At 61.2% G+C, this 23,658-nt stretch carries 19 protein-coding genes and 1 pseudogene; 1 reads left to right on the top strand and 19 read right to left on the bottom strand.

Going from position 1 to position 23,658, the window contains the following annotated elements:
* Positions 1-148: 148 nt before the first annotated feature.
* From J3Q04_RS01285 to J3Q04_RS01275, 3 genes are read right to left on the bottom strand one after another with little or no spacing between them, the layout of a single operon-like run.
* Positions 149-3,196, bottom strand: coding sequence for an efflux RND transporter permease subunit (locus tag J3Q04_RS01285; RefSeq protein ID WP_434608407.1), 3,048 nt, complete (start codon positions 3,194-3,196; stop codon positions 149-151).
* Positions 3,193-4,257, bottom strand: a complete 1,065-nt coding sequence (locus J3Q04_RS01280) for an efflux RND transporter periplasmic adaptor subunit (RefSeq protein WP_434608409.1) — start codon at positions 4,255-4,257, stop codon at positions 3,193-3,195. Before J3Q04_RS01280 ends, J3Q04_RS01285 begins: the two co-directional genes overlap by 4 nt.
* The gene (locus J3Q04_RS01275) at positions 4,254-5,357 is read right to left on the bottom strand and encodes an efflux RND transporter periplasmic adaptor subunit (RefSeq protein ID WP_434608411.1); all 1,104 of its coding nucleotides are present in this window, start codon (positions 5,355-5,357) and stop codon (positions 4,254-4,256) included. Before J3Q04_RS01275 ends, J3Q04_RS01280 begins: the two co-directional genes overlap by 4 nt.
* 120 nt (positions 5,358-5,477) lie before the next feature.
* On the opposite strand from J3Q04_RS01275, the gene J3Q04_RS01270 reads away from it, so the two are divergent.
* Positions 5,478-6,638: an AAA family ATPase gene (locus J3Q04_RS01270; protein WP_434608413.1), complete on the top strand. Its 1,161-nt coding sequence runs from the start codon at positions 5,478-5,480 to the stop codon at positions 6,636-6,638.
* A 146-nt stretch (positions 6,639-6,784) separates the two neighbouring features.
* Here the strand turns inward: J3Q04_RS01270 and J3Q04_RS01265 are convergent, their stop codons facing one another.
* The 16 genes and pseudogenes from J3Q04_RS01265 to J3Q04_RS01190 form a co-directional block, all read right to left on the bottom strand.
* Positions 6,785-7,666, bottom strand: a complete 882-nt coding sequence (locus J3Q04_RS01265) for a transporter substrate-binding domain-containing protein (protein WP_420766476.1) — start codon at positions 7,664-7,666, stop codon at positions 6,785-6,787.
* Complete coding sequence (locus J3Q04_RS01260) at positions 7,663-8,445, bottom strand: amino acid ABC transporter ATP-binding protein (protein WP_420766477.1); 783 nt, start codon at positions 8,443-8,445, stop codon at positions 7,663-7,665. The genes J3Q04_RS01265 and J3Q04_RS01260 overlap by 4 nt, the downstream gene beginning before the upstream one ends.
* A complete protein-coding gene (locus J3Q04_RS01255; protein WP_434608416.1) occupies positions 8,442-9,101 on the bottom strand; it encodes an amino acid ABC transporter permease in 660 nt (219 codons plus the stop codon). Before J3Q04_RS01255 ends, J3Q04_RS01260 begins: the two co-directional genes overlap by 4 nt.
* Positions 9,082-9,747 (bottom strand): amino acid ABC transporter permease, encoded by a 666-nt coding sequence (locus tag J3Q04_RS01250; protein WP_434608418.1) that lies wholly within the window; start codon positions 9,745-9,747, stop codon positions 9,082-9,084. Before J3Q04_RS01250 ends, J3Q04_RS01255 begins: the two co-directional genes overlap by 20 nt.
* A gap of 567 nt (positions 9,748-10,314) precedes the next feature.
* Positions 10,315-11,097 carry a MetQ/NlpA family ABC transporter substrate-binding protein gene (locus J3Q04_RS01245; protein ID WP_434608420.1) on the bottom strand — a complete coding sequence of 261 codons (783 nt, stop codon included), beginning with the start codon at positions 11,095-11,097 and terminating at the stop codon, positions 10,315-10,317.
* 217 nt (positions 11,098-11,314) lie between these two features.
* Entirely contained in the window at positions 11,315-12,250 is a 936-nt protein-coding gene (locus J3Q04_RS01240) for a sigma 54-interacting transcriptional regulator (RefSeq protein WP_434608422.1), read from the bottom strand.
* A gap of 46 nt (positions 12,251-12,296) precedes the next feature.
* Positions 12,297-12,878, bottom strand: coding sequence for an alpha/beta hydrolase (locus J3Q04_RS01235; RefSeq protein ID WP_434608424.1), 582 nt, complete (start codon positions 12,876-12,878; stop codon positions 12,297-12,299).
* Between the two features lie 195 nt (positions 12,879-13,073).
* The gene (locus tag J3Q04_RS01230) at positions 13,074-13,319 is read right to left on the bottom strand and encodes a DUF2789 domain-containing protein (RefSeq protein ID WP_420766483.1); all 246 of its coding nucleotides are present in this window, start codon (positions 13,317-13,319) and stop codon (positions 13,074-13,076) included.
* Positions 13,320-13,435: 116 nt separating this feature from the next.
* Positions 13,436-14,329, bottom strand: a complete 894-nt coding sequence (locus J3Q04_RS01225; RefSeq protein ID WP_434608426.1) for a sulfotransferase family protein — start codon at positions 14,327-14,329, stop codon at positions 13,436-13,438.
* A 222-nt stretch (positions 14,330-14,551) separates the two neighbouring features.
* The gene (locus tag J3Q04_RS01220; protein WP_434608428.1) at positions 14,552-15,418 is read right to left on the bottom strand and encodes an ABC transporter permease; all 867 of its coding nucleotides are present in this window, start codon (positions 15,416-15,418) and stop codon (positions 14,552-14,554) included.
* A gap of 12 nt (positions 15,419-15,430) precedes the next feature.
* Positions 15,431-16,291: an ABC transporter ATP-binding protein gene (locus J3Q04_RS01215; RefSeq protein ID WP_434608430.1), complete on the bottom strand. Its 861-nt coding sequence runs from the start codon at positions 16,289-16,291 to the stop codon at positions 15,431-15,433.
* A gap of 5 nt (positions 16,292-16,296) precedes the next feature.
* Positions 16,297-17,322 carry an ABC transporter substrate-binding protein gene (locus J3Q04_RS01210; protein WP_434608432.1) on the bottom strand — a complete coding sequence of 342 codons (1,026 nt, stop codon included), beginning with the start codon at positions 17,320-17,322 and terminating at the stop codon, positions 16,297-16,299.
* A gap of 37 nt (positions 17,323-17,359) precedes the next feature.
* A pseudogene (locus J3Q04_RS01205) lies at positions 17,360-18,264 on the bottom strand (TauD/TfdA dioxygenase family protein).
* Between the two features lie 322 nt (positions 18,265-18,586).
* Positions 18,587-19,954: an HlyD family type I secretion periplasmic adaptor subunit gene (locus tag J3Q04_RS01200; RefSeq protein ID WP_434561294.1), complete on the bottom strand. Its 1,368-nt coding sequence runs from the start codon at positions 19,952-19,954 to the stop codon at positions 18,587-18,589.
* On the bottom strand, positions 19,944-22,100 hold the full coding sequence (locus J3Q04_RS01195) for a type I secretion system permease/ATPase (protein WP_434608434.1): 2,157 nt from the start codon (positions 22,098-22,100) through the stop codon (positions 19,944-19,946). Before J3Q04_RS01195 ends, J3Q04_RS01200 begins: the two co-directional genes overlap by 11 nt.
* Before the next feature lie 37 nt (positions 22,101-22,137).
* Complete coding sequence (locus J3Q04_RS01190; RefSeq protein WP_420766500.1) at positions 22,138-23,487, bottom strand: TolC family outer membrane protein; 1,350 nt, start codon at positions 23,485-23,487, stop codon at positions 22,138-22,140.
* Positions 23,488-23,658 lie beyond the last annotated feature (171 nt).

The following is a 23,658-nucleotide window of genomic DNA, read 5'->3' as shown; positions in this document are numbered from 1 at the left end:
AACAAAGCCCCTGTGGGAGCGAGCTTGCTCGCGAAAGCGTCGGGTCAGTTTGCATGATGTTGACTGATACGCCGCTATCGCGAGCAAGCTCGCTCCCACAGTTTCGCTTTGTGTCGGCTGAGATATCCGCGTCCGACATGGACGCGCCTCAATCACGCTTCGGCTCGCGGATCTTGTACCAAGCCACGTACAACGCCGGCAGGAACAGCAGCGTCAGCAGCGTGGCGACGATGATGCCGCCGATCATCGCGTAGGCCATCGGCCCCCAGAACACTTCCCGGGCAATCGGGATCATCCCCAGGCTCGCCGCGGCAGCTGTCAGCAGGATCGGCCGACGCCGATGCTCGGTGGCTTCCACCACGGCGTCCCACGGCTCGTAGCCGTCACGCTCATACTCATCGATCTGGGTCACCAGGATCACCGAGTTACGGATGATGATGCCGATCAGCGCGAGGATGCCGAGGATCGCCACGAAGCCCATGGGCGTGCCCGTCGGCACCAGCGCCAGCACCACGCCAATCAGGCCCAACGGCGCGACGCTCGCCACCAGAAACAGCTTCTGCACGCTGTGCAGCTGGATCATGAGGAACGTCGCCATCAAGAACAGCATCAGCGGCACAACGCTGGCGATTGGCCCTTGGGCCTTGCTGCTTTCTTCCACCGTACCGCCGGTGGCGATCTTGTAGCCCACTGGCAATTTGGCGGCGAATTTGTCGATGTCCGGTTGCAGTTGCCGCACCAGGTCCGTGGGCTGGATTTCATCGCGCACGGCGGCCTTGATGGTGATGGTGGGCTTGCGGTCGCGACGCCATACCAGCGGCTGCTCCAGCTCGTAACGCACCGTGGCGAAGGCCAGCAATGGAATTGACGTGCCGCTCGGGGTAACGATCTGCAGGTTCTGCAGGGTTTCCGGCGAGCCGCGCTCGGCGTCTTCGGCGCGCCCTACCACGTCGATCAGGTAGATATCGTCGTTGACCTGGGTCACCGGCGAGCCGCTGACGATGCTGTTCATCAGCCGGGCGACATCGTCCGAAGACAAGCCCAGTTGCCGCGCCTTGTCTTGGGCGATGTCGATGCGCAGCACTTTGCCTGGCTCGTTCCAGTCGTAGATGATTTCGCCGATGTGGGAGTTCTTGTCCAGCTCGGTGGCCAGCTCGATGGCGTGCTTGCGCACCTGGTCGATGTCCTTGCCGCTGACGCGATACTGGATCGGACGGCCCACCGGCGGGCCCATTTCCAGGGCCTGCACGTAGCTGCCAATGCCGACGAAATCCTCCCGCAGGCGTTTCTGCAGACGTTCGGTCAGGGCCGCGCGCGACTCCAGGCCCTTGCTGACGATCACCAGTTGCGCGTAGTACGGATTTTGAAGCTGTTGGTCCAGCGGCAGATAGAAACGAATCGCGCCTTCGCCGATGTAAGTACTCCAGCGCGCGATGTCCGGGTCATCCTTGAGGGTCGCTTCCAGGCGATCGACCGCCTTGCGCGTCTCGTCCATCGAGGCGTTCTGCGGCAGGTTGAGGTCCACCAGGATCTCTGGGCGGTCCGAGGACGGGAAGAACTGGTTCTGCACGAAGCGCATGCAGAACACCGCCAACGCAAACAGCAACACCGTGATGCCAATGGCCCACCAGCGATTGCGCATCGCCCACAACAGGCCACCGTTGAAGGCCCGACCAATGCGCCCCGGCTCGGCGCTGTGGGGTTTGATGTTGGTACTCAGGATGTGCACGCCGATCACCGGCGCAAACAGCACCGCGACGATCCATGACACCAGCATCGCCACGGCAATCACGGCGAACAGGGTGAAGGTGTATTCGCCCGCCGAACTGGCGTTCAGGCCGATGGGCACGAAACCGGCCACGGTGACCAGGGTCCCGGTGAGCATGGGGAAGGCGGTCGAGGTATAGGCAAAGGTGGCGGCCTGGTCCTTGGTGTCGCCTTTCTCCAAGCGGGTGACCATCATCTCCACGGTGATCATTGCATCGTCCACCAGCAGGCCCAGGGCGATGATCAGCGCGCCGAGGGAGATCCGCTGCATGGTGATGCCGCTGTATTCCATGAAGACAAAAACCATCGCCAACACCAGCGGGATCGAGCAGGCCACCACCAGCCCCGCCCGGATGCCGAGGCTGATGAAACTGACGACGAGCACGATGATCACCGCCTCGAACAACGCGCTGGTGAAGCCGCCGACGGCCTCCTCCACCACTTCGGCCTGGTCCGACACCGTGTGCACGCCGACGCCCACCGGAAGGTCGGCGGTCAGTTCGTTCATGCGTGCATGCAGGGCCTTGCCGAATTCCTGGATGTTGCCGCCCTTCTTCATGGCGATGGCCAAGCCAATGGCCGGCGTGCCGTTGAAGCGGAACATCGGTGTGGCGGGGTCGACGTAGCCACGGCGGATATCGGCGATGTCGGCCAGTCGATAAAAGCGGTCGTTGAGTCGCAGGTTGACGTTGGCCAGGTCCTTTTCCGACTGGAACTGGCCCGAGGTGCGCACGGAAATCCGCTCTGGCCCGGCGTCGATCACACCGGCCGGGGTCACCGCGTTCTGCGATTGCAGGCTCTGCACCACTTGGCGCTGGTCGATTCCCAGCGCCGCGAGTTTGCGGGTGGAGAAATTCAGGTACAGCACTTCGTCCTGCTCGCCGACCATTTCCACCTTGCCCAGGCCAGGCACCTCGCGGATCTCGGCACGTACTTGCTCCACGTAGTCACGCAACTGACGCATCGACAAGCCGTCGCCGGTGAAGGCGTACACCGAGCCATAGACGTCACCGAACTCGTCATTGAATCCCGGCCCTTGGAGGCCTTCCGGGAAATCGCCGCGAATGTCGTTGATCTTCTTGCGGACCTGGTACCAGATCTCGGGAATCTCTTCGGCGCCAGTGGTATCGCGCAGATAGACGAATACCGTCGATTCCCCGGGTCGGGTGTAGCTCTTCACATAATCGAGGGAGTCGAGCTCTTCGAGTTTTTTCTCGATGCGGTCCGTGACCTGCTTGAGGGTTTCTTCCTGGGTCGCGCCAGGCCAGCGCGTCTGGATGACCATGGTCTTGATGGTGAACGAGGGGTCCTCTTCGCGGCCCAGATTCAGGTACGAAAACACGCCCATCAGCAACGCGACGAACATCAGGTACCACACGAGCGACTGATGCCGCAGGGCCCATTCCGATAAGTTGAAAGGCCCTTTCATCGTGCTTCCTCGTCGAGTTTCACTTTTTGCCCCGGCTGGAGACTGTTCACGCCAGCGCTGACCACGCGGTCGCCGGGCTTGATGCCGTTGGCCACCAACACCGAGCCGTCCGACCGTTCCAGCACCTGCACGTCCCGTGGCGAAACCGTCTGGTCCTGCGGGTTGATCAGCCAGATTCGCGACTTGCCATCAACCTCTTGCAAGGCGCTGAGAGGCAGTTCGATGCGTGGCTCGATGGCCGAGCTCAGGGTCACGCTGATCGCCGTGCCCAGGCGAAATCCCGGTGGAGTATCGGTCAGCGTCAGGCGCGCGCGACGGGTGCGGGTGGCGCTCTGGGCCTGGGGCTCGATTTCGCGCACGATGGCCGTGGTGCGGGTCGCCGGGTCCAGTTGCGCGGCGACTTCGAACACCACGTCCTCGGGCAGGCGCTCGGCCAGCCCGGCAGGCAGGTCGATCACCGCTTCCTTCACGTCGGGCCGGGCCAGGGTCACTACTTGCTGGCCGGCGGTCACCACTTGCCCCGCCTCGGCATTCCAGGCCGTGACAACAGCGTCATGGTCGGTATGCAGCTCGCTGTAGTTGAGCTGATCGCGGGCTTGCTCCACCGAGGCCCGGGCCTGCTCCAGGGACGCCGCGGTGGTTTTCAGGTCCGTCTGGGCGATGTCCAGTTGCGCCTGGGCACCGACCCCTCGGTCGAATAATTGTTGCTGCCGGCGAGCGTTGGCCTGGGCATTGATGTACTGCGCCTGGATCCGCGCGAGATCGCCTTGGGCAGCGCGCAATTGGTTCTGCTGATCAGTGGGATCGAGTGTCGCGAGCAGGTCGCCCTTCTTCACCTCGGCGCCGACATCGACGTTGCGGCTGGCAATGCGGCCCGGCACCCGGAACCCCACGTTGGTCTCGTAACGCGCCTGGATATTCCCCGCGAAACGTCCCAGCGCCTGTTGGTCCAAAGCCCGGACTTCGATTGACAACACCGGTCGCACCGGCTCCGGCGGCGCCTCTTCCTTCGAACAGGCGGCCAGCAGCAGGCCGGCCAAGACCATCCATAAGCGCTTCATGGCTGGGCTCCTGTCGGGGCTTTGGCGTAATTGTTTTCGGCGACCTCAACGCGCACGCCAGGATGGAGCAGCTGCCCGCCAGCAATGATGACCTTCTCGCCGCCCTTGAGCCCGTCGCTGATGATGACCTTGCCGGTCAAGTAACGACCGACCGTGACCGTATGCAATTGCGCCTTGCCTTCGTCGTCCACCAGCCACACGGCGGGCTCGCTGAGGTTCTTGGTCAGTGCCGACCAGGGCAGTTCCACGGCCGTCTTTCCGGCGGACTTGGCCGTGGCGCTGACCACGGATCCCAGGCGCATGCCTTCAGGCAAGTCATGAAGCGTGACCTTGACCTGCACGGTGCCGGTCTCGGCGGACACCGCCGGGGTGATCTCACGCACCGTACCGGTGGTCTTGATAGCAGGGTTGTCCAGCAGACTAATGGTGATAGCCGGGTCCGACGGCGGTTCGCGCAGCAGAGATTCATAGATGTTGAACACTGCGTCACGTTCACCGTCCCTGGCCAGGCTGAAGATCGGCTCGGTGGCCTGGACCACCTGGCCGACTTCCGCCTGGCGTGCCGTGATGATGCCAGGCGCCTCGGCGATCAGCGCGGTGTAGCTCAGCTGTTCGCGAGCATTGGCCAGTTGTGCCTGGGCCGCCGTCATCGCGCTCTGGCTACTGCGCAGTTGAGCCTGGGCCGCGTCGTATTCACTCTGGCTGGTATAGCCTTTGGGCAAGAGCTTTTGCTGGCGCACGAAGGCGGCGGCGCTCTGCTTGACCCGCGCCTGTTCGGCGGCCACCTGGGCTTCGGCGGAGTCGACGTTGGTCTGCAAGTCGCGAGGATCGAGCCGGGCCAACACTTGCCGGGCCGAGACCCGGTCACCGACGTCAACCTTGCGCTCGATGATCTTGCCGCTCACGCGAAACGAGAGGTCGGCCTGAACGCGGGCCTGGACATCGCCGGTCAGCGTCACGGAGGCCGCGTATTCGCTGGGCGTGGCTTGCTGTATGAACACCCGTGGCAAGGCTTTTTCCTCGGGTTTCTTATCACCGCACCCCGTCAACAACGCACACACGCCCAAGCCAACAATCAATTTGATTCCGGGACCAGTCATGCAGACTCCTTTGCGTTGTACCGACGTACCAGTGACGATACGACTCTGAGCTTAGAACAGGGTTCACCGAATGCACGGCAATCGGGCAGACTTGATTGCGACCACGCAAAGGAAATATGCATGCTCAAGACATTGGCGGTGGCCAACTACCGATCCATCAATAAACTGGTCATCCCGTTGGGTCGGTTGAACTTGATCACCGGCCCTAACGGCAGCGGCAAATCCAATCTGTACAGGGCCTGGCGACTGTTGGCGGAGACGGCACAGGGCGGAGTGGTAAATGCCTTGGCCCGTGAAGGCGGGCTGGATTCGACCTTCTGGGCCGGCCCCGAAGAAATCAGCCGGCGCATGCGCAACGGCGAAGTGCCAGTGCAGGCGGTCGTGCGTCAGGGCACCAAGCGCCTGCGCCTGGGATTCGCCGGTGAAGACTTCAGCTATTCGATCGCGCTCGGCCTGCCAGCGCCCAGTCAATCGGCGTTTTCACTGGACCCGGAAATCAAGCGCGAGTGCATCTGGGCCGGCCCCGTGTTCCGACCGGCCAGCCTGCTGGTGGACCGCAACGGGCCGATGGTCCGTGCCCGCGAAGGCCGTTCGTGGGATGTCCTGTCCCAGCACACCCCGACCTTCGATAGCCTGTTCGACCAGGTCGGCAGCCTGCATGCTTCGCCGGAAGTGCTGCAAATGCGTGAATTCATCCGCCGCTGGCGCTTCTATGATCACTTTCGCAGCGACGCCGACGCCCCGGTGCGCCAACCGCAACTGGGCACACGCACACCGGTGTTGCATCACGATGGGCGCGATTTGGCCGCAGCCCTCCAGACCATTTTTGAAATCGGTGACGTCGACGCGTTGCATGGGGCCATCGGCGATGCGTTCCCCGGTGCCCATCTGCACATCGACAAGCTGCAAGGCGGACGTTTCGCCATTGCGTTCCAGCAACACGGCCTGCTACGGCCGCTGACCGCCGCCGAACTGTCGGACGGGACCCTTCGCTACCTGCTGCTCGTGGCCGCGCTGCTCACACCGCGACCGCCGTCGCTGATGGTGCTCAACGAACCGGAAACCAGCCTGCACCCCGACCTGTTGCCGGCCCTGGCGCGCTTGATCATCCGCGCTTCGGCCAGTTGCCAGGTCTGGGTCGTATCCCACGCCTCGCGCCTGATTGCCGCGCTGGAACAGGATGAGGACTGCAATTGCATCGTGCTGGATAAAGATTTTGGGCAGACCGGGATTGCCGGGCAGCGCGCGCTGGATGAGCCGGCGTGGCATTGGCCGGACTAGTCGGCGCCAGATAGACCGCCTTCGCGAGCAGGCTCGCTCCCACAGTAAACCTTCAGTGAACACAGAACTGTGAGCATATGAAAATCCATTGTGGGAGCGAGCTTGCTCGCGATGGCTATCGGAAGGTCACCTCAACAATCAGAGAATCACCCCTGCCACTTACCCCCCTCGACAATCACGCTCTCAGGCTTGGTGTCATCGCTCAGTTCCTTGCGCACATATTGGTCGTACAGCTTGAGCAGGTATTTCTCTTCCCCCAGCTTCGCCAACTCGGCATTGACCCAATCACGCAGCTCGACATTGCCCTTCTTCACCGCCGGTGCGATCGGCGCTTCGGCGCCCAGTGTCTGCTCAAGCACCCGATAGCCGGGGTTCTGCTTGGCCCAACTGAACAGCACCAGATTGTCCTGGGCATAGGCATCGCCACGGCCGTTGGCCAATGCTTGCAAGGACTCGGAATTTTTCTCGAACTTGAGCAGTTTCCAATCCGGGTGATTCTTGGTCAGCCAGATATCCGCCGTCGTACCGGTCGTGACAATGGTGGTGCGGGTCGCCAGGTCATCAAGGCTTTTCACCGTGCTGGCCTGCGGCACCAGCGCCTGTACCGCGACCTTCAGATTCGGATTGGTGAACTCCACCGCTTCCTTGCGCTCCGGGGTCACGGTCATGTTCGCCAGGATCAGGTCGACCTTGTCACTTTGCAGGAACGGAATCCGGCTCGCCGGCTCGACCGCCACAAACTCGACCTTGTTTTCATCGCCAAGCAGGTCCTTGGCAAATCGACGACCGATGTCGGTATCGAAGCCTACATACCGCCCCGCCTCGTCGACAAAACCAAACGGCGGCTTGTCCGTAAAGACGCCGACGATCAGCTTGTCCCGCGCCTTGATTTTTTCCAGGTAGCCGGCTGGCGCGCTGCTCTGGCTGGCGGTGTTCGGCTTCGGCGGTTCTTCGGTTTTATTGCAGCCGGCCAGCAGCGCAACAGCGAGCAATGGCAATAGCAGCAGAGAAGACTTGGCAGTTTTCATGACAGTTCCAGTTCCTTTGTTTGAGTCGTGTTGGGTAGTGCGGCGACGTAGGAGAACTTCTCCAGGAACTGCTGCGCTCGTGCGGTTTGCGGGTTCGTAAAGAAAATCTCGGGAGGGTTTTGTTCAAGGATGCGCCCGGCATCCATGAACACAATGCGGTCAGCCACGGCACGGGCGAACGCCATTTCGTGGGTGACGATCAGTAGGGTCATGCCTTCGCGAGCCAGGCCCTGGATGACGTCCAGCACCTCCTTGACCATTTCCGGATCGAGGGCGGCGGTGACTTCATCGAACAACATGACCTTGGGGTTCATGCACAGCGAACGCACGATGGCGATGCGTTGCTGCTGGCCGCCAGAGAGCTGGCGCGGGAAGGCATCGCGCTTGTCCAGCAGGCCCACCCGCGCCAGCAGGGCTTCGGCCTGGGCGCGCGCTTCGCGGCGGTCGCGTTTTTGCACCTTGACCGGGCCGAGCAGCACGTTGTCGAGCACGCTCATGTGCGGGAACAAGTGGTAGCTCTGGAACACCATGCCGATCTGTTGCCGCACTTCGCGCCAATCGGTGCCTTTGTCCAGCAGCTCGCGTCCGGCAAATGCCAGGCTGCCACCGTGGGCCACTTCCAGGCCGTTAAGGCAACGCAGCAAGGTACTTTTGCCGCAACCGCTGGGGCCGAGGATGACGATCACTTCGCCAGTCTTCACGTGCAGGTCGATGCCGTCGAGCACCTGCTGTTCGCCGAAAAACTTGTTGAAACCCTTGAACTCGATCAATGCGCTCATGCTTGCGTCCAGCGCCGCTCCAACACGCGCGAGGCGGCCGAGAGCGGGTAGCAGATGAAAAAGAAAAACAGGAACAGCGCGCCGTAAATCAGCACGGATTCGTAGGTACGCTCGATGATCTGCTGGCCGACCTTGATCACGTCCACCACGCCGATCAGCACGGCCAGGGAGCTGGTCTTGATGATGCGGGTGTAGACGTTGATGGTCGGCGGCGTCATGCGCCTGAGCGCTTGTGGCAGCAGCACATGGCCGTAGAGTTGCGGCCCGTTCAGCCCAATCGACAAGCCCGCCTCCCGTTGGCCCCGCGGCAGCGAATGCAAGGCGCCGCGCACCACTTCGCCGACCTCACTGGCGCCCCACGACGACAACACCAGGACGGCACACCAGAAGCTTGGAATGCTCAGGCCGAAAAGAATCGGCAGACCGAAAAACAGCAGGTACAACCAGACCAGCACCGGAATCGCCCGAAACAGCTCCAGATAGACCCGCAGGACGGCGTCCAGCCACTTCACGCCCAATGTCCGCAACACGCCATAAAGCACGCCGCCAACAGTGCTGAAGGCGATTCCCAGAAAGGAAATCGACAAGGTTTGGACGGCGCCCTCGCCCAGTTGCGGCAACGACACCCACAGCAACTCAAGACCCGAACTGGCCATGCTGGAGCCTCCTTTCCAGACGGCTGAGCAACAGCGACAGCGGCAAAAACAGCAGCACGCAGATCAGCGTCAGCACGGCGAGCATTTCGTAGGTCTTGTAGTAGAGCGCGATGTAGCTTTTGGTGGTGTAGAGAATCTCCGGCACCGCCACGGCCGAGACCACGGTGGTCTCCTTCAGCAGGAAAATGAAATTGGCGAACAGTGACGGCAGGCTGAGGATTCCGGCCTGCGGCAGGATCACGTAGCGCAGCAATTGCCCGTGGGACAGCCCGATGGAGCGACCGGACTCCAGTTGCGCCTGGGGCACAGCATCCACGCCGGCCCGCAGCACTTCCGTGAGGTAGGCGCCGCCCAGGAAGGTCATGGTGATGATCGCCGCCGCAAACCCCGAGATCTTGGTGCCCAGCACCGGCAAGGCGAAATAGACGAAGAAGAGCTGGATAAGCAGCGGTGTGTTGCGGGCCAGTTCCACATACAACCCCACCAGGCGTTGCAGATAAGGCGTGCGCAGCACCAGGATCGTCGCGTTGACCAGCGCCACCAGCAGCGACGTTACGATGGCGATAAGACCGACCTGCAGCGTCACGCCCACAGCCTTGAGAAACGCCGGGAGGGTGCTGAGGATAAAAGCGTAATCGAAGTTCATTGAAGATCCTGGACGCCACTGGGTAAGCGGCGGTGATGCGGTCCATGGGCAGCGGATGACTGCTCGCAGGCACTGACTTTATAGGTATAAGAAGTAGAATTTAAATACCGTTAAAGCATATTAATATCACACAAAAAACTATCTTCGGATTTGCCGGAAAGGACAAAGACGACTATTTTCCTTGCGCCGCAGGGAGGATCCTTTCGACATCCCCTCACCATTACAAGGAAGAAAAAAAATGGCTGACGTGAAAGTGCCGCAGCGACTGGAACCGCAGGAAATAGTCAAATTATTGGTGGCGTTGCGCCGGGCGTTGAAGACCAGGGTGGCCTGATTTTCGCCTTTGATCTTGTGGCGAGGGAGCTTGCTCCCGCTGGCCGGCGTAGCAGGCCCCCAGCCGTCCTTCATGCAGATCGCATTAGCGGGTTTTGCGACTGCTGCGCAGCCGAGCGGGAGCAAGCTCCCTCGCCACAGGTAATCCTGTCCCTGACCCCAAGCAATCTTTCGAGCATAAAAAACGCCGACGCTGTACCAGCCATCGGCGCTTGAAACTTTTTATCGCGTGAATCAGAACGCCGGCAGTACCGCGCCGCTGTACTTCTTCTCGATGAACGCCTTCACTTCCGGGCTGGTCAGGGCCTTGGCCAGTTTCTGGATGGCGTCGCTGTCCTTGTTGTCCGGACGGGCGACCAGGAAGTTCACGTAAGGCGAATCCGAACCTTCGATCACCAAGGCGTCCTTGGCCGGGTTCAGGCCTGCTTCCAAGGCGTAGTTGGTGTTGATCATGTCCAGGTCAACCTGATCCAGCACGCGCGGCAACATGGCCGATTCCAATTCCTTGAACTTGAAGTTCTTCGGGTTCTCGGCGATGTCTTTCGGCGTCGCCAAGGCGTTTTTCGGATCCTTGAGTTTGATCAGGCCAGCCTTCTGCAGCAGGATCAGGGCCCGGCCGCTGTTGCTGCCTTCGTTAGGGATGGCGATGGTTGCGCCGTCCTTCAGCTCAGCCAGGCTCTTGACCTTTTTCGAGTAGCCGCCAAACGGTTCGACGTGCACGCCGATTACGGTTACCAGATCAGTGCCTTTGCCTTCGTTGAAGCTCTTGAGGTACGGCAGGGTCTGGAAGTAGTTGGCGTCCAGGCGCTTTTGGTCAACCTGTACGTTGGGTTGAACGTAGTCGGTAAAAACCTTGATCACCAGGTCCACGCCTTCTTTGGCGAGGGCTGGCTTGATCAGCTCAAGGATTTCGGCGTGGGGTACCGGGGTGGCTGCGACGACCAGCTTCTCTGCGGCCTGGACCAGGCCCGAGGTGAGGGCTGCCGCCAATGCGGTGAACAACAGAACCTTTTTCATGCGGTGTCCTTATCGAAAATCACAGGCGTCATGGACGACGGCCATAAGTAAAGTGCCAGCGAAGTGCTATCGCTGGCGTGATGCGCAAGATACCGATAATTTTTATGCCTTAACAATATCTTTTATTCAAGTTCATATTCATTTTACTCATAAAGGAAAACCGCAGATTTTTGTGACGAGGGAGCGAGCACCTTCGCCGCCGTTGAACGGGTCCGGTCTAGAGCGTTTGGCTCAATTGAACGAGCAACGCTTTGAGGGCCAGGCGTTCGGTTTCCGAGCCCTGGGCGATAACCTGCGCCGCCTGGCGGTCGATCAGTCCCAGGGCCGTTGGCCGGGACGGCAGGTTCAAATGCTCCGGCAAAATCTCGTCCCCCGTGCTCACCAGCAATGCAAAGTGAATGACGTTTTCCAACTCACGGGTATTACCCGGCCAGCTGTGCCCCTCAAGGGCATGCTGCGCCGCTTCACTGATCAGCGGCACCGTCAAACCAAGCCGCTGGCTGTAGATGCCCAAGAAGTATTCGGCCAGGGACAGGATGTCGCCCACTCTTTCGCGCAAGGCCGGCAGCTCAAGCTGACCCTCGCAAAGGTAGTGGTAGAGCCGATCATGGAATTTTCCAGCCGACACCGCTTGCGCCAGATCGATACTGGTGGCCGCGACCAGGCGTACGTCCACCGGACTGGGCTGGTGAGCGCCAACGCGCGTGACCTCATGGTTCTCCAGGGCCGCCAGCAATTTGATCTGGATCGGCAACGGCAAGTCGCCAATCTCGTCCAGGTAAAGCGTGCCGCCGTTGGCCGAGCCGAACCACCCCGCCCGGCTGCTGGCTGAACCGCTATGGCTGCCAGCGGCGTAGCCAAACAACTCGGCATCGGCGTAAGTAGGGCTGATGGCGCCGCAATTGACTGAGACAAACAACCCGCCCCGATTGCTTTCGCGATGGATGTGCCTGGCCAACAGCTCCTTGCCGGTGCCGGTTTCGCCGCGGATCAACACCGAGACCGAGCGCGGTGCCAATCGCTCCAGCTCCTGGCGTAACTGCCGCGAACGTGGGTCGACGAAAACCAGCGCCTTGGCGCGGATGCTCAGCGGGCTTTTTTCCGAGTCGGGAAAGGTCAGCAATGGCTGGCCAAAGGTTTCGTGCAAGGTCATGGCAGGCTCCCGCCCAAACCGCCGGGAGACGGAGGGCACTAAAAATTCAGGCACGACGCAGGGCGTGATGCTTCATGCGCGTTTGCAGGCGGTAGAGATAAGCGAAACCCTGCTCCCAACGCTGATGTCCGGACTTCACGTTGATATGCCCGGCCCCCGCCAGAATCCCGGCCTCGGCCCCCCAGTTGCGTGCAAGCTCCAGCGCGCGCGGGGCACTGACTGCCGCGTCGTTGTCGGAACTGACCACTTGGCTGGGGAATGGCAGCAGGTTCGTCGGGATCGGCGCGAAATTGCGCAACGCCGGGGCGCAGGCCGGCCGCTCCACATCCGCCGGTGCCACGAGCAACGCGGCGCGCACCTGTCGTAACAGCTGCACCGGAGCTGTAGCAGCCCAATGGGCAACCGTGATGCAACCCAGGCTGTGCGCGATGAGAATCACCGGCGTGCTGTCAGCGGCGATGGCTTCTGCCAGCGCGGCGACCCAATCTTCTCGGCGTGGCGTCAACCAGTCAGCCTGTTCGACCCGGGTGCTATTGGGCAGGCTGGCCTGCCAGTGGGTTTGCCAATGATTGTCTGGCGATCCTTGCCAGCCCGGCACGATCAGGTAGCGAATCGATTCGTTGCGCATGGGGCTCTCCCGCGTATCTGTTTGCGGACGAGTATAAGGAGGAGAGCTGCATTGCTTAAGGAATAAGAAGCTATTTATTAAGGCTTAAATAGAATAAGTGATCAGCCCATGGGGAAGCGCGCTTGCTCGCGATCTGTTGTGTCTGGCATCGGCACTGATTGATAGCTCGCTAGCACAAGTATTGCAGCATAAGCCTCAACCACTTCGGCCCTTGCGCAGCAGCACGTCGAGCTGATCCACCACCACCGCCCAATCGGCATCTTCGAGAATTTCATCACGCAGCAATTGCCGCTGGCTCTCGTTCCAGAAGAATGCGTCGGCAAGATGCAATTCGGGCTTGAGCGGCGAGTGGCTGGCGATGAATTGATCAATGCTGACGGCGTCGTCGGGCAGGCCGAGTTGTTTGAACAGCGCGGGAAGGTTATGGATCGGGGTTTCCATGCGAAACTCCTGAGCATGAAAGGATCGGCTGGGGGACTCTCGCAGTCTAGTCCTTTGAAGCGAACGCTGAACCCTTTGTGGCAAGCACCTTCACCGCAGAAGCGGGATCGCCTGGACTACAACGATCTCAACGCTTCATAGGGTGCCTGCGCGTAACACCTGACCCGCTCATGCAACAGCGCCGAAGCCTCCCGGCGCTTGTCCTCGCTGTCGCCAGTGAACGCCTGCGCCGGCTGCTTGGCATGCTGCCCCACTTTTGCGAACACTCGCCTGCGTTGCTCATCATCAAGCCCGAAAAACGCCGCCAGCCTTCCCGTCATCGCCTCGGGCAGTTCGGTGTAGTCCACCGCCATTGCGGCAAACGCCTGGCAGTGCTCCAGACCTGTCGCCAACAAACGGCCCACCCGACGCGAGATGAAATCTTCCTGGCTGACGAAGGGTAATTCATTGTCGAGCACGCTCGCCCCGATCAACCCCGGCACCATGTGCATGCCAGGGCGGCGCAGATGGGAGACGGCAATTTCCAGCGGATCGCGGTACAGGAACAGCCGAGGCGTATCGGGAAAACATTCGCGCAACAGCGCCAATTCGCCGATGTTCCAGGCGTCGAGCTTGATCACCAGCCGTTGCTCCCCACCTCGACGGCGCTGCCCATAGGCCGACACCAAGCCCTTGAGCGCCACGCGCCGTCCGGCAGGCGGCAAATCACTGCGCAGCAGCGCATCCAGGGGCGGCGGCTCCGAGATGACGATGTGGTCATCCAGTTGGGCGAGCATCTGGCTGATCAGTGTCGAGCCGCATCGGGAGGCATGGAAGATGAATGCGCTGGGCGCCAGGCCGGGGCTCTGTCGCTGCCATTGGCCCAGGACGTCCAAGGGTGTCTGGCGGCGGAACACCAGGTTGAAGGGCAAGCGCAGGGCTTCTTCCACGGCATCGCCGAAGAACGGCTGCGACAGTCGTCGGTCACCGAACCAGCACCCTTTCCACAGGGGTTTTGTGGCGAACCCCATATCGAGAACAACACCCGATCAACTGTGGGAGCGAGCCTGCTCGCGATGACGTCAGCCCAGACAACCCCAAACCCCTGGCGAGGGAGCTTGCTCCCGCTGGCCTGCGAAGCAGGCCCCCAACATTCCTTCAGGCAAACCGCATGGCCCGGTTTTGCGACTGCTGCGCAGCCGAGCGGGAGCGAGCTCCGTCGCCACGGGTTCGGAGTATGACTTCAGAACGGTTCAACGCTGCATCCCCCAACGCTTCACCGTCACCCGCTCCAGACTGTCGAACACCAGGTTCTCGACGAGCAGCCCGATCAGGATCACCACCGCCAAACCGGCAAACACCTTGTCGGTGTACAGCTCGTTGCGGTTCTGGAAGATGTACCAGCCCAAACCGCCCTTGCCGCTAGTGGCGCCGAACACCAGTTCGGCAGCGATAAGGGTGCGCCAGGCGAAGGCCCAGCCGATCTTCAGTCCGGCGAGGATCGACGGCAACGCGGCCGGGATGAGGATGAACAGCACAAAGCGCAGGCCCTTGAGCCCATAGTTGCGCCCGGCCATGCGCAGCGTTTCGGACACGCCCAGAAACCCCGCATACATATTCAACGCCAGCGCCCACAGCACTGAATGCACCAGCACGAAAATCAGGCTGTTCTGTCCCAGGCCGAACCACAACAGCGCCAGCGGCAACAGGGCGATAGCTGGCAGTGGATTGAACATCGACGTCAACGTGCTAAGCAGGTCGCGGCCCAACTGCGTCGACACCGCCAGGGTGGTCAGGCCAAACGCCAGGACGATGCCCAGCAAATACCCCTTGAGCAGCACCACCAGGGAAATCCACACCTTGCCCAGCAGCTCGCCGCTGAGCAAACCGTCGTACAACGCGTTGGCGGTTTGCAGGAAGCTCGGCAGCAGCAAATCGTTGTTCTGGTAACGCGCCACGCCCTCCCACAGCACCGCCAGCGCTATCAGGATCAGGCTTTTGCGCAGCCAACCCTGTTGCCACAGGCGCTGGCCCAAGGGCAACTCCCGCTCCAGCGGCACGTGGGTCAGCGGTTGCAGATCGACTTCGTATTCTTCGCGCACTGGCAATAACTGGCTCATCAAACCCTTTCCTCAATACGCGATACGGATATCGGCAAACCCCAGCTCACGCTCGACGTCCGGCGACTGGCCTTGCTCGAACAGCAACGAATGAATCCGCCGTGCCGTGTGCTGGAAACCCACGCCGCCAAGGCTGTGCAGATCGTATTGATGGCTGTGGATTTCCGCCCGGACCCGTCCCGGGTGCGGCGACAACAGCAGAATACGATTGCCCACCACCAGCGCCTCCTCGATGGAGTGAGTGACGAACAGCAGGGTGAAACGCACCTCCTCCCAGAGCAGCAACAATTCTTCCTGCATTTTGCGCCGGGTCAGGGCATCGAGTGCGGCGAAGGGCTCGTCCATCAACAGGATTTTCGGCTGCATCGCCAGCGCCCGGGCAATCGCGACACGGGCCTTCATGCCCCCCGACAAGGTGTGGGGGTAGGCATCGGCAAACGCCGCCAGCCCCACTTTGTCGAGATAGTGCAGCGCCCGCTCTTCGGCTTCGCGACGCTTGAGCGTGCCCGAAGCCAGCAGCGCGAACATCACGTTCTGCTTGACACTTTTCCAGGGCGGCAGTTGGTCGAACTCCTGGAACACGACGATCCGGTCCGGACCCGGCGCGTTGACGGTTTGGCCTTGCAATCGGATCTCGCCTTCACTCGGCGCGATGAAACCGCCGATGGCCTTGAGCAGCGTGGACTTGCCGCACCCGGACGGGCCGAGCAGTACAAAACGGTCCGCCGGATCGACTTCGAAACTGACTTGATGGGTAGCCCGCACCACACGCTGCGGGGTGCGGTATTCCAGGCTGACGTTGTCCACCGCCAGCAACGCGGTGTCGGTGCGGGTGGCGTTGCTGGCCGCGTGGCCTTGCAATGGCGCGTTCATGACGATCAGCTCCCCTGTAACGGTTTTGCGTCCTGGAAGAAATAATCTTCCCAGGAGGCCGGTTTGTTCTTGATCGCACCGACGTGGTAGAGGAACTCAGCCAATGGGTAAGTGTTCTTCGGCGTGACGGTGAATTCGATCTGGGGGTTTTCGATGATCTTGAGCAAGGTCGCGCGGTCAATCTTGGCCTTTGTCACCCGCAGGTAAGTGTCCGCCGCCGCGCCTTTGTCATTCTGGGCAAACTCGGCGGCCTCGGTCAGGGCCTCGATGAACGCCTTGTACGTCTTCGGGTTTTCATCACGGAATTTTTCGGTGGCGAACAGTACGGTGGGCGAGTTCGGCCCGAGCACGTCATAGGAATTGAGTACGACGTGGACGTTGGGGTTTTGCAGGGCCTGATCCTGGAACGGCGGGTTGGAAAAGTGCCCGGTCAACTCGGTGCCGCCGGCAATCAGCGCGGCCGTGGCGTCCGGGTGCGGGACGGCCAGGGTGTACTTGTCGAGACGATTGAAATCCTTGTCGCCCCACTGCTTGGCGGCGGCCAGTTGCAAGAACCGCGATTGCACCGACACGCCCACCGCCGGCACCGCGATGCGGTCCTTCTCGGTGAAGTCAGCGATGGTCTTGACGGTCGGGTTGTTGCTCAGCAGGTAATAGGGGAAATTGCCCAAGGATGCCACGGCCTTGACGTTCTGCTTGCCACGGGTGCGGTCCCAGACCGTCAACAACGGCCCGACACCGGCCCCGGCAATGTCGATGGAGCCCGACAACAACGCATCGTTGACCGCCGCACCGCCCGATAGTTGGGTCCAGTCGACCTTGATATCGATGCCCTCCTCCTTACCGTGTTTCTCGATCAGTTGCTGGTCGCGAACCACGTTCAACAACAAGTAAACGATGCCGAACTGCTCGGCGATGCGAATCTCGCCTTCGGCGTGGGCGCTGGCCGGCGCGATCAGGCTGCCGGCGAGCAGGCTGAGCCCCAGGCCGATAGCTGCGGCCAACGGTGCAAAAACAAGGCGTTTGGACATGGTGATTCTCCGGGCAATTTGCGCGCTGCGCAGCCGATCAGAAAGGGGCGTCGCCCTGGATGGTGGTGCGGTACAGCTTGCGACGCAGATGGCTCGGGCAACCGGCTGCCAAGTGGATCAGCGAGCGGTTGTCCCAGAACACCAGGTCGTGGGGCTGCCATTGATGGCGATAGATGTTCTGGGGCAGCACGCTGTGGGCATACAGCTGCGTCAGGATTGCGGTGCTTTCATCCTCTGGCAAACCAACGATGCGGGTGGTGAAGCCCTCGCTGACGAACAACGCTTTACGCCCGGTTTCCGGGTGGGTGCGGACGATTGGATGCACCACTTCGGCCACCTGGGCCAGTTGCTCTGGCGTCAACGTCGGGCGCCAGTTGCCTTCGAATTTGGTCTCGCTGTAGCGCGCCGTGTAGGAATGCGCCGCCGAACGGCCCTCGACCGCCTTCCGCAGCGTTTCGGGCAAACCGTCCCAGGCCTTGTGCATGTCAGCGAATAGCGTATCGCCGCCTTCGCTCGGCAGCTCCTGGGCATGGAGCATCGAGCCGAGGCTGGGCAATTGCTTATAGGAAAGGTCCGAATGCCAGAACTTGCCGGCGTCCCCAAGGCCGACGGATTGGCCGTTTTCGATGATGTTGGAAACGATGAGGATTTCCGGATGCCCGGCCAGCAGGAACTGCTTGAGCACATGGATCTGCAGCACGCCAAAACGACGGCTGAAGGCGATGTGCTGTTCGGGGGGGTGATGCGTTGGTCGCGGAACACCACCACGTGATAGTCGAGGTGGGCGCGGTGGATGCGAGAGAAATCCTGGTCGTCGATGGGCCGGGACAGGTCCAGGCCGATAATCTCGGCGCCTACGGCATCGGGGAATGGGCGGATCTCGAACGACTGCGGCGCGATGTTCGCGGCATTTGAATCTGGAGAAAAAGAGACGGCTGACATACATCACTCCCACGCACGGCGCGCTTCAATGGCGCGCAATCGATCAAAACTCACGGCGTTACCGTGTTGGTTTGTGTCGTGCGGCGCGCCGATTGGTCGGCAGGTACGCAGGGGGATGACTCTAAAGATATAAGAGCGTTAGTTTAAATATTAAAAACGCATAATCATATGGCCGAACCGACGGTCTGGAAACGACGCCCTTGGCGAGGGAGCTTGCTCCCGCTTGAGTGCGCGGCGCTCGTCGCTTTTCATGGGGCCGCTGCGCGACCCAGCGGGAGCAAGCTCCCTCGCCACAAAAGCACCGAGTCACAGCTCGATTAATTTACCGCTCGTGCAAAGCCTCGGCCCGGGCTTTGACGATCGGCTTGAGCAGGTAGCTGAGCACGGTTTTCTTGCCGGTGATGATGTCCACTGACGCCACCATCCCCGGGATGATCAGCAACGGCTTTTCAGGCGTGCCCAGGTGGCTACGCTCGGTGCGCAGCTTGATGATGTAGTAAGTGCTTTTCTTGTCTTCATCGGTGATGGTGTCGGCGCCGATCTGTTCCAGCTTGGCTTTCAGCCCGCCATAGATGGTGTAGTCGTAAGCCGTGAATTTCACCGTGGCGTCCTGGCCGGGGTGCAGGAAGGCGATGTCCTGGGGACGGATTTTCGCCTCCACCAGGATGGTGTCGTCCAGCGGCACGATCTCCACCAGGTCGCTACCCGGCTGGATCACGCCACCGATGGTGTTCACCAGCATTTTGTTGACGATGCCGCGCACCGGCGACGTCACCAGAGTCCGGCTCACGCGGTCTTCCAGGGCCTTGCCGGTGGCCTGGGCCTTGTTCAGGTCGGTGCGCGCTTCGTTGAGTTGGGTCAAGGCTTCGCTGCGGAATTTACCGCGGGTCTCGTCGATCTTGCGCTGCACTTCCTTGATGGCCGACTCGGCGCGAGGAATCGCCAGCGTCGTGGCGTCCAGTTGCCCGCGGGTCTCGACTTCGGCGCGCTTGAGCCGCAGCACCTCCACCGGCGACACCGCGCCTTGGGCCACCAGCGGCTCGGACATGTTGATTTCCTGGCGTTGCAGCGCCAGGCCGGAGCGGTACTGCGCCTGCTTGGACACGAACTCGCGCAGCTCCTGCTGGCGCTGGATCAACTGCTCCTGCAAGCCACCGATCTCATCGTGCAGTTGCTGGCGACGGCTGATGTACAACGACTCTTCGCTGGCGGCCTGGCCCGGTACGGCCTCGAGCACATCGGCCGGAAAATTCAGCGGTCTATCTTCAACCTCGGCGCTCAGGCGCTCGACCCGCAGCAGCATCGACAGGCGATCGGCCTCGGTTTCCCCGACATTGGAGACAAACCGCGTGTCGTCCAGGCGAATCAGCGGCGCGCCAGCCTCGACGATCTGCCCTTCCTTGATGAACAGCTCAGCGACGATGCCACCTTCCAGGTTCTGGATCTTCTGGATCTTGGACGATGGGATTGCCTTGCCGTCGCCCTTGGTCACTTCGTCGATCTCAGCGAAGTTGGCCCACAGCACCAAGAACACAAAGAAGCCGATGATGCCCCAGATCGTCAGGCGCACCACTCGCGGGGCGTCCTCGATCAGTGCCTTGTTGACCTCGGGCAGCGGTTGGCCATGCAGCGAGTCGGAACCCTTGAAATAGCGGCCCACAGCGCCCTTCAAACCTGATTTAAGCAACACTGATCTGCCCCTTTTTCAACGCTTCCATCACGGCGGCCTTGGGACCGTCGGCGAGGATCTGCCCTCGGTCGACCACCAACAGGCGATCCACCAGCGACAGCAACGACGCCCGGTGCGTCACCAACAGCACCGTCTTGTTTTCCACCACGGCGGCCAAGCGCTGCTTCAAGCGTTCTTCGCCGGTGTTGTCCATGGCGCTGGTAGGTTCGTCCAGCAACAGGATGGGCGGATTGAGTAGCAACGCGCGAGCCAGGGCGACGTTCTGGCGCTGGCCGCCGGACAGGTTCTGCCCCCGCTCGCCCACTTGCAGCTCGTAGCCTTGCGGATGCAGGCGTGCGAACTCGTGTACGCCTGCCAGTTCCGCAGCCTGGAGCACCAATTCGTCTTCGACGTAACGGGCGCCGGAGGTCAGGTTGTCGCGCAGGGTGCCGGCCAACAACTGGATGTCCTGGGGCACATAGCCAATGTTGTAACGCAGCTCGCTGACGTCGATCTGGCGAATGTCCACGCCGTCCACCAGCAACGCGCCGTCGTCAGGCTGGTACAGACCCACCAGCAACTTGGCGAGCGAGCTTTTGCCCGAGCCACTGCGGCCGATGATGCCGATCTTTTCGCCCGGTTTGATCACCAGGTTGATGTTCTTCAACGCGGGGTTCTGCTGGTTCGGGTAGGTGAAATTCAACTGCCGGCATTCAACTGCACCCTGCAAGACCTTGCGGCTAAGCGGACGCTCTTCGAAATTGCGTTCCTGGGGCAGCTCCATCATTTGATCGACAGACGTCATGGTCACCCGCGCCTGCTGGTAACGGGTCAACAAGCCCGACAGCGACGCCAATGGGCTCAGGGCACGACCGCTGAGCATGTAGCAAGCTATCAACCCGCCCATGCTCAGGTTGCCGGCGATGATCTGGTAGACACCGAAGACGATCATGATCACCCCGGCCAGTTGCTGGATCAGCAAGGTGATGTTCATCGCCAGGCCGGACAGCATTTTCACCCGCAGTTCGAGACGGCCCAGGGTGCCGATGGTTTGTTCCCACTGATATTGCCGCTCACTCTCGGCGTTGTTGACCTTCACCGCATCCAGGCCGGCGAGGGTTTCGATCAGGCTGGATTGACGCTCGGCGCCCAAGGCCATGGTGCGCTCCATGGTCGCGACCAGAGGCTTTTGCAACGCATAACCGATCAGCAAGGCAATCGGGAACGCCAGCACCGGAATCCACACCAGATGCCCACCGAGGATCGCGATGACCATGAAGATCAGCAGGGTGAACGGCAGGTCGATCAGGCTGGTGAGGGTCAGCGAGGCAAGGAAATCCCGCAGGCTCTGGAACTCATGAATATTCTGGGCAAAGCTGCCCACCCGCGCAGGGCGGTATTTCATGGCCATGCCGACGATGCGCTCGAACAGCGTCGCCGAAATGATCAAGTCGGTTTTCTTGCCCGCCAAATCCAGGCACAAGCTGCGCAGCATTTTCAGGATCAGGTCGAACACATAGGCGCCGGTGATCCCGACGGCGAGTACCCACAGCGTCGACTCGGCCTGGTTCGGCACCACGCGATCGTAGACGTTCATCACGAACAGCGGAGCGGCCATGGCGATGATGTTGATCAACAGGCTGGCGGCGATGGCGTCGGCGTACAGCCAGCGGGAACGCTTGAGCGTGTCGCGAAACCAGGATCGCGCGCGGGGAATGAGCGTGCCGTGGTTGACGTCAAATTTATGCTGCGGTTGGGCGAAAAAAACTTTGCCGCTGTAGTCGTCGGCAAGCAGCTCATGGCTCACCGTGACTTCGCCGCCTTCGCTTTCGCTGAGCAGCAAGCGCGCCTGGCCGTCCCCGGCCCAGCCCAGCAGCACGGCGCTGCGGCCTTCCTTAAGCAGCAACAGGGCGGGCATTGCAATGGCGGGGATTTGTTCAAGCTTGCGCTGCAGCACCCGGCCTTGCAGACCGGCACGGGCCGCCGCACGCGACAATAATTCGACGCTCAGCCGTTGCTTGGGCAACGGCAGGCCGGTGGTGAGCATCGCCGCGCTGGCAGGCTTCTGATGCAGCATGCAAAGCGCCAGCAAACCATCCAACAATGGGTCGTCGTGCAGCGTGCGCGGGTCATGAACTAGTTCGACTGGACTGACTTCTGATTCCACGCTCGGCACTCTGACTGATAAAAACGGGTGGGAGGACTCAATTCATCCCAGGTAACTGGACCTTGGGTTTCACGTCGTTCTGCACAACCGATGCCAACGGCGCGACCACACCCTGGCTTTTCAGCAACTGGCCCATGGTTGCCTTGATCCGGTACTGGGTGAACAGCTGCACGTTCTTGATTTCCGCCAGGCGACGGGAAGCGCTAAACAACTCGTTTTCGCTGTCGAGCAAGTCGAGCAAGGTACGCTCGCCGAGGCTGAACTGCTTCTGATAGGCCGTGCGCACGTTGGCGCTGCGGTCGACGTATTGCTGGGCGATCGGCACTTGGGCGTTGGCGTTGTTCAACGCGTTCCAGGCCAGGCCCAATTCTTCGTTCAACTGGCGCAGCGCGTTGTTGCGGATATCCAGCGCCTGGTTGGACAGGTAGGACTTGGATTCCAGGTCGGCCTTGTTACTGCCACCGGCGTACAGGTTGAAGCGCATGCGCAGCATGGCTTGCCATTCATTGTTGTGGCCGTTCTGGCCGTCCAGGTCATTGTCGGCGGTGCGACCCAGCTCTGCGTCGAAGCGCGGATAGAAGCTCGACTTGGCGGCCGCGTACTGCTGCTCGGCAGCGGCGATATCCGCTTCGGCCGAACGCAGCACCGGGCTGTTGTCTAGCATCTGGGCGCGGGCTTCGGTGAGGTTGGCCGGCAGCAGCGCCATAAAGTCGGCGGGACGCTCCAATTGATCCGGCAGTTGGCCGACGGCGCTGAGGTAATTGGTCTCGGCGTCGGCCAGATTGGTCTGTTCGGTGATGAGGTTATTGCGGGCCTGGGCCATGCGCGCTTCGGCCTGGTCCAGGTCGGCGCCGCTGCCTACGCCACGGGAGGTGCGCAGCTTGATCTGATCGAAGATGCGTTCGTGGCTTTTGAGGTTTTCCTCGGCCAGGCGCACGAATTCGCGACGGGTCAGCACGTCCAGGTACACCTGGGCCACGGTCAAGCCAGTGCGCTCAGAGGCGTCGAGCAAGGAATAGGCACGGGCATTGACGTTGGCTTGTTGACGCCCCACTTCGCTGGACGTCGCAAAACCGTCAAAAACCATTTGCGACAGGCGCAGGCTCGACTCACTGCGGTTCAAGGTTTCCCAATGATTATTGGTGCCCGAACGGGTGGTCACGCTGTCGGTGCCTTCACGGCCGTACCCGGCTGCGAGGTCCACTCTAGGCAGGTAGCCGCCCTTGGCAGCCTTGAGCTGATAATCCGCCGCCAGGCGACTGTTCACGCCCGCCTGGATTTCCGGATGAACATCCAATGCTTGTTGCATGGCCTGCGGCAAGGTTTGTGCTTGTACGAAACTGGCGGCGAGGGCGAAAGGTAAAGCCTTGAGCAGATGCGAACGCATGGTTGGTTAAATCCCGAAAACGCTTGTCTTGAATCACAGCGAAACGTGGCGCTGCATCGGATGATGGCAACCGGAATGACCGTATGTCGGAAAGTTCAAAACAGGGGTTGGAACACGCACTGAAAGAACAGGTCGCCGCTTAAATATCAATGTGACATTACAGAAGCGATT

The organism is Pseudomonas sp. D4-21 (assembly GCF_051132125.1).
In the GTDB taxonomy this organism is placed as follows: Bacteria; Pseudomonadota; Gammaproteobacteria; order Pseudomonadales; family Pseudomonadaceae; genus Aquipseudomonas.
Note: the sequence above shows the minus strand (reverse complement) of the source record. Positions and strands in the feature narration are given on the sequence as shown.

What these genes read in the sequence shown, in the direction of transcription:
- J3Q04_RS01240 (WP_434608422.1), bottom strand. Translation starts at nt 12,250, where the DNA reads ATGACCTTGCACGAAACCTTTGGCCAGCCATTGCTGACCTTTCCCGAC.
- J3Q04_RS01215 (WP_434608430.1), bottom strand. Translation starts at nt 16,291, where the DNA reads ATGAACGCGCCATTGCAAGGCCACGCGGCCAGCAACGCCACCCGCACC.
- J3Q04_RS01220 (WP_434608428.1), bottom strand. Translation starts at nt 15,418, where the DNA reads ATGAGCCAGTTATTGCCAGTGCGCGAAGAATACGAAGTCGATCTGCAA.
- J3Q04_RS01245 (WP_434608420.1), bottom strand. Translation starts at nt 11,097, where the DNA reads ATGAAAAAGGTTCTGTTGTTCACCGCATTGGCGGCAGCCCTCACCTCG.
- J3Q04_RS01190 (WP_420766500.1), bottom strand. Translation starts at nt 23,487, where the DNA reads ATGCGTTCGCATCTGCTCAAGGCTTTACCTTTCGCCCTCGCCGCCAGT.
- J3Q04_RS01260 (WP_420766477.1), bottom strand. Translation starts at nt 8,445, where the DNA reads ATGAGCGCATTGATCGAGTTCAAGGGTTTCAACAAGTTTTTCGGCGAA.
- J3Q04_RS01235 (WP_434608424.1), bottom strand. Translation starts at nt 12,878, where the DNA reads ATGCGCAACGAATCGATTCGCTACCTGATCGTGCCGGGCTGGCAAGGA.
- J3Q04_RS01255 (WP_434608416.1), bottom strand. Translation starts at nt 9,101, where the DNA reads ATGGCCAGTTCGGGTCTTGAGTTGCTGTGGGTGTCGTTGCCGCAACTG.
- J3Q04_RS01225 (WP_434608426.1), bottom strand. Translation starts at nt 14,329, where the DNA reads ATGGGGTTCGCCACAAAACCCCTGTGGAAAGGGTGCTGGTTCGGTGAC.
- J3Q04_RS01270 (WP_434608413.1), top strand. Translation starts at nt 5,478, where the DNA reads ATGCTCAAGACATTGGCGGTGGCCAACTACCGATCCATCAATAAACTG.
- J3Q04_RS01280 (WP_434608409.1), bottom strand. Translation starts at nt 4,257, where the DNA reads ATGAAGCGCTTATGGATGGTCTTGGCCGGCCTGCTGCTGGCCGCCTGT.
- J3Q04_RS01250 (WP_434608418.1), bottom strand. Translation starts at nt 9,747, where the DNA reads ATGAACTTCGATTACGCTTTTATCCTCAGCACCCTCCCGGCGTTTCTC.
- J3Q04_RS01210 (WP_434608432.1), bottom strand. Translation starts at nt 17,322, where the DNA reads ATGTCCAAACGCCTTGTTTTTGCACCGTTGGCCGCAGCTATCGGCCTG.
- J3Q04_RS01275 (WP_434608411.1), bottom strand. Translation starts at nt 5,357, where the DNA reads ATGACTGGTCCCGGAATCAAATTGATTGTTGGCTTGGGCGTGTGTGCG.
- J3Q04_RS01265 (WP_420766476.1), bottom strand. Translation starts at nt 7,666, where the DNA reads ATGAAAACTGCCAAGTCTTCTCTGCTGCTATTGCCATTGCTCGCTGTT.
- J3Q04_RS01285 (WP_434608407.1), bottom strand. Translation starts at nt 3,196, where the DNA reads ATGAAAGGGCCTTTCAACTTATCGGAATGGGCCCTGCGGCATCAGTCG.
- J3Q04_RS01230 (WP_420766483.1), bottom strand. Translation starts at nt 13,319, where the DNA reads ATGGAAACCCCGATCCATAACCTTCCCGCGCTGTTCAAACAACTCGGC.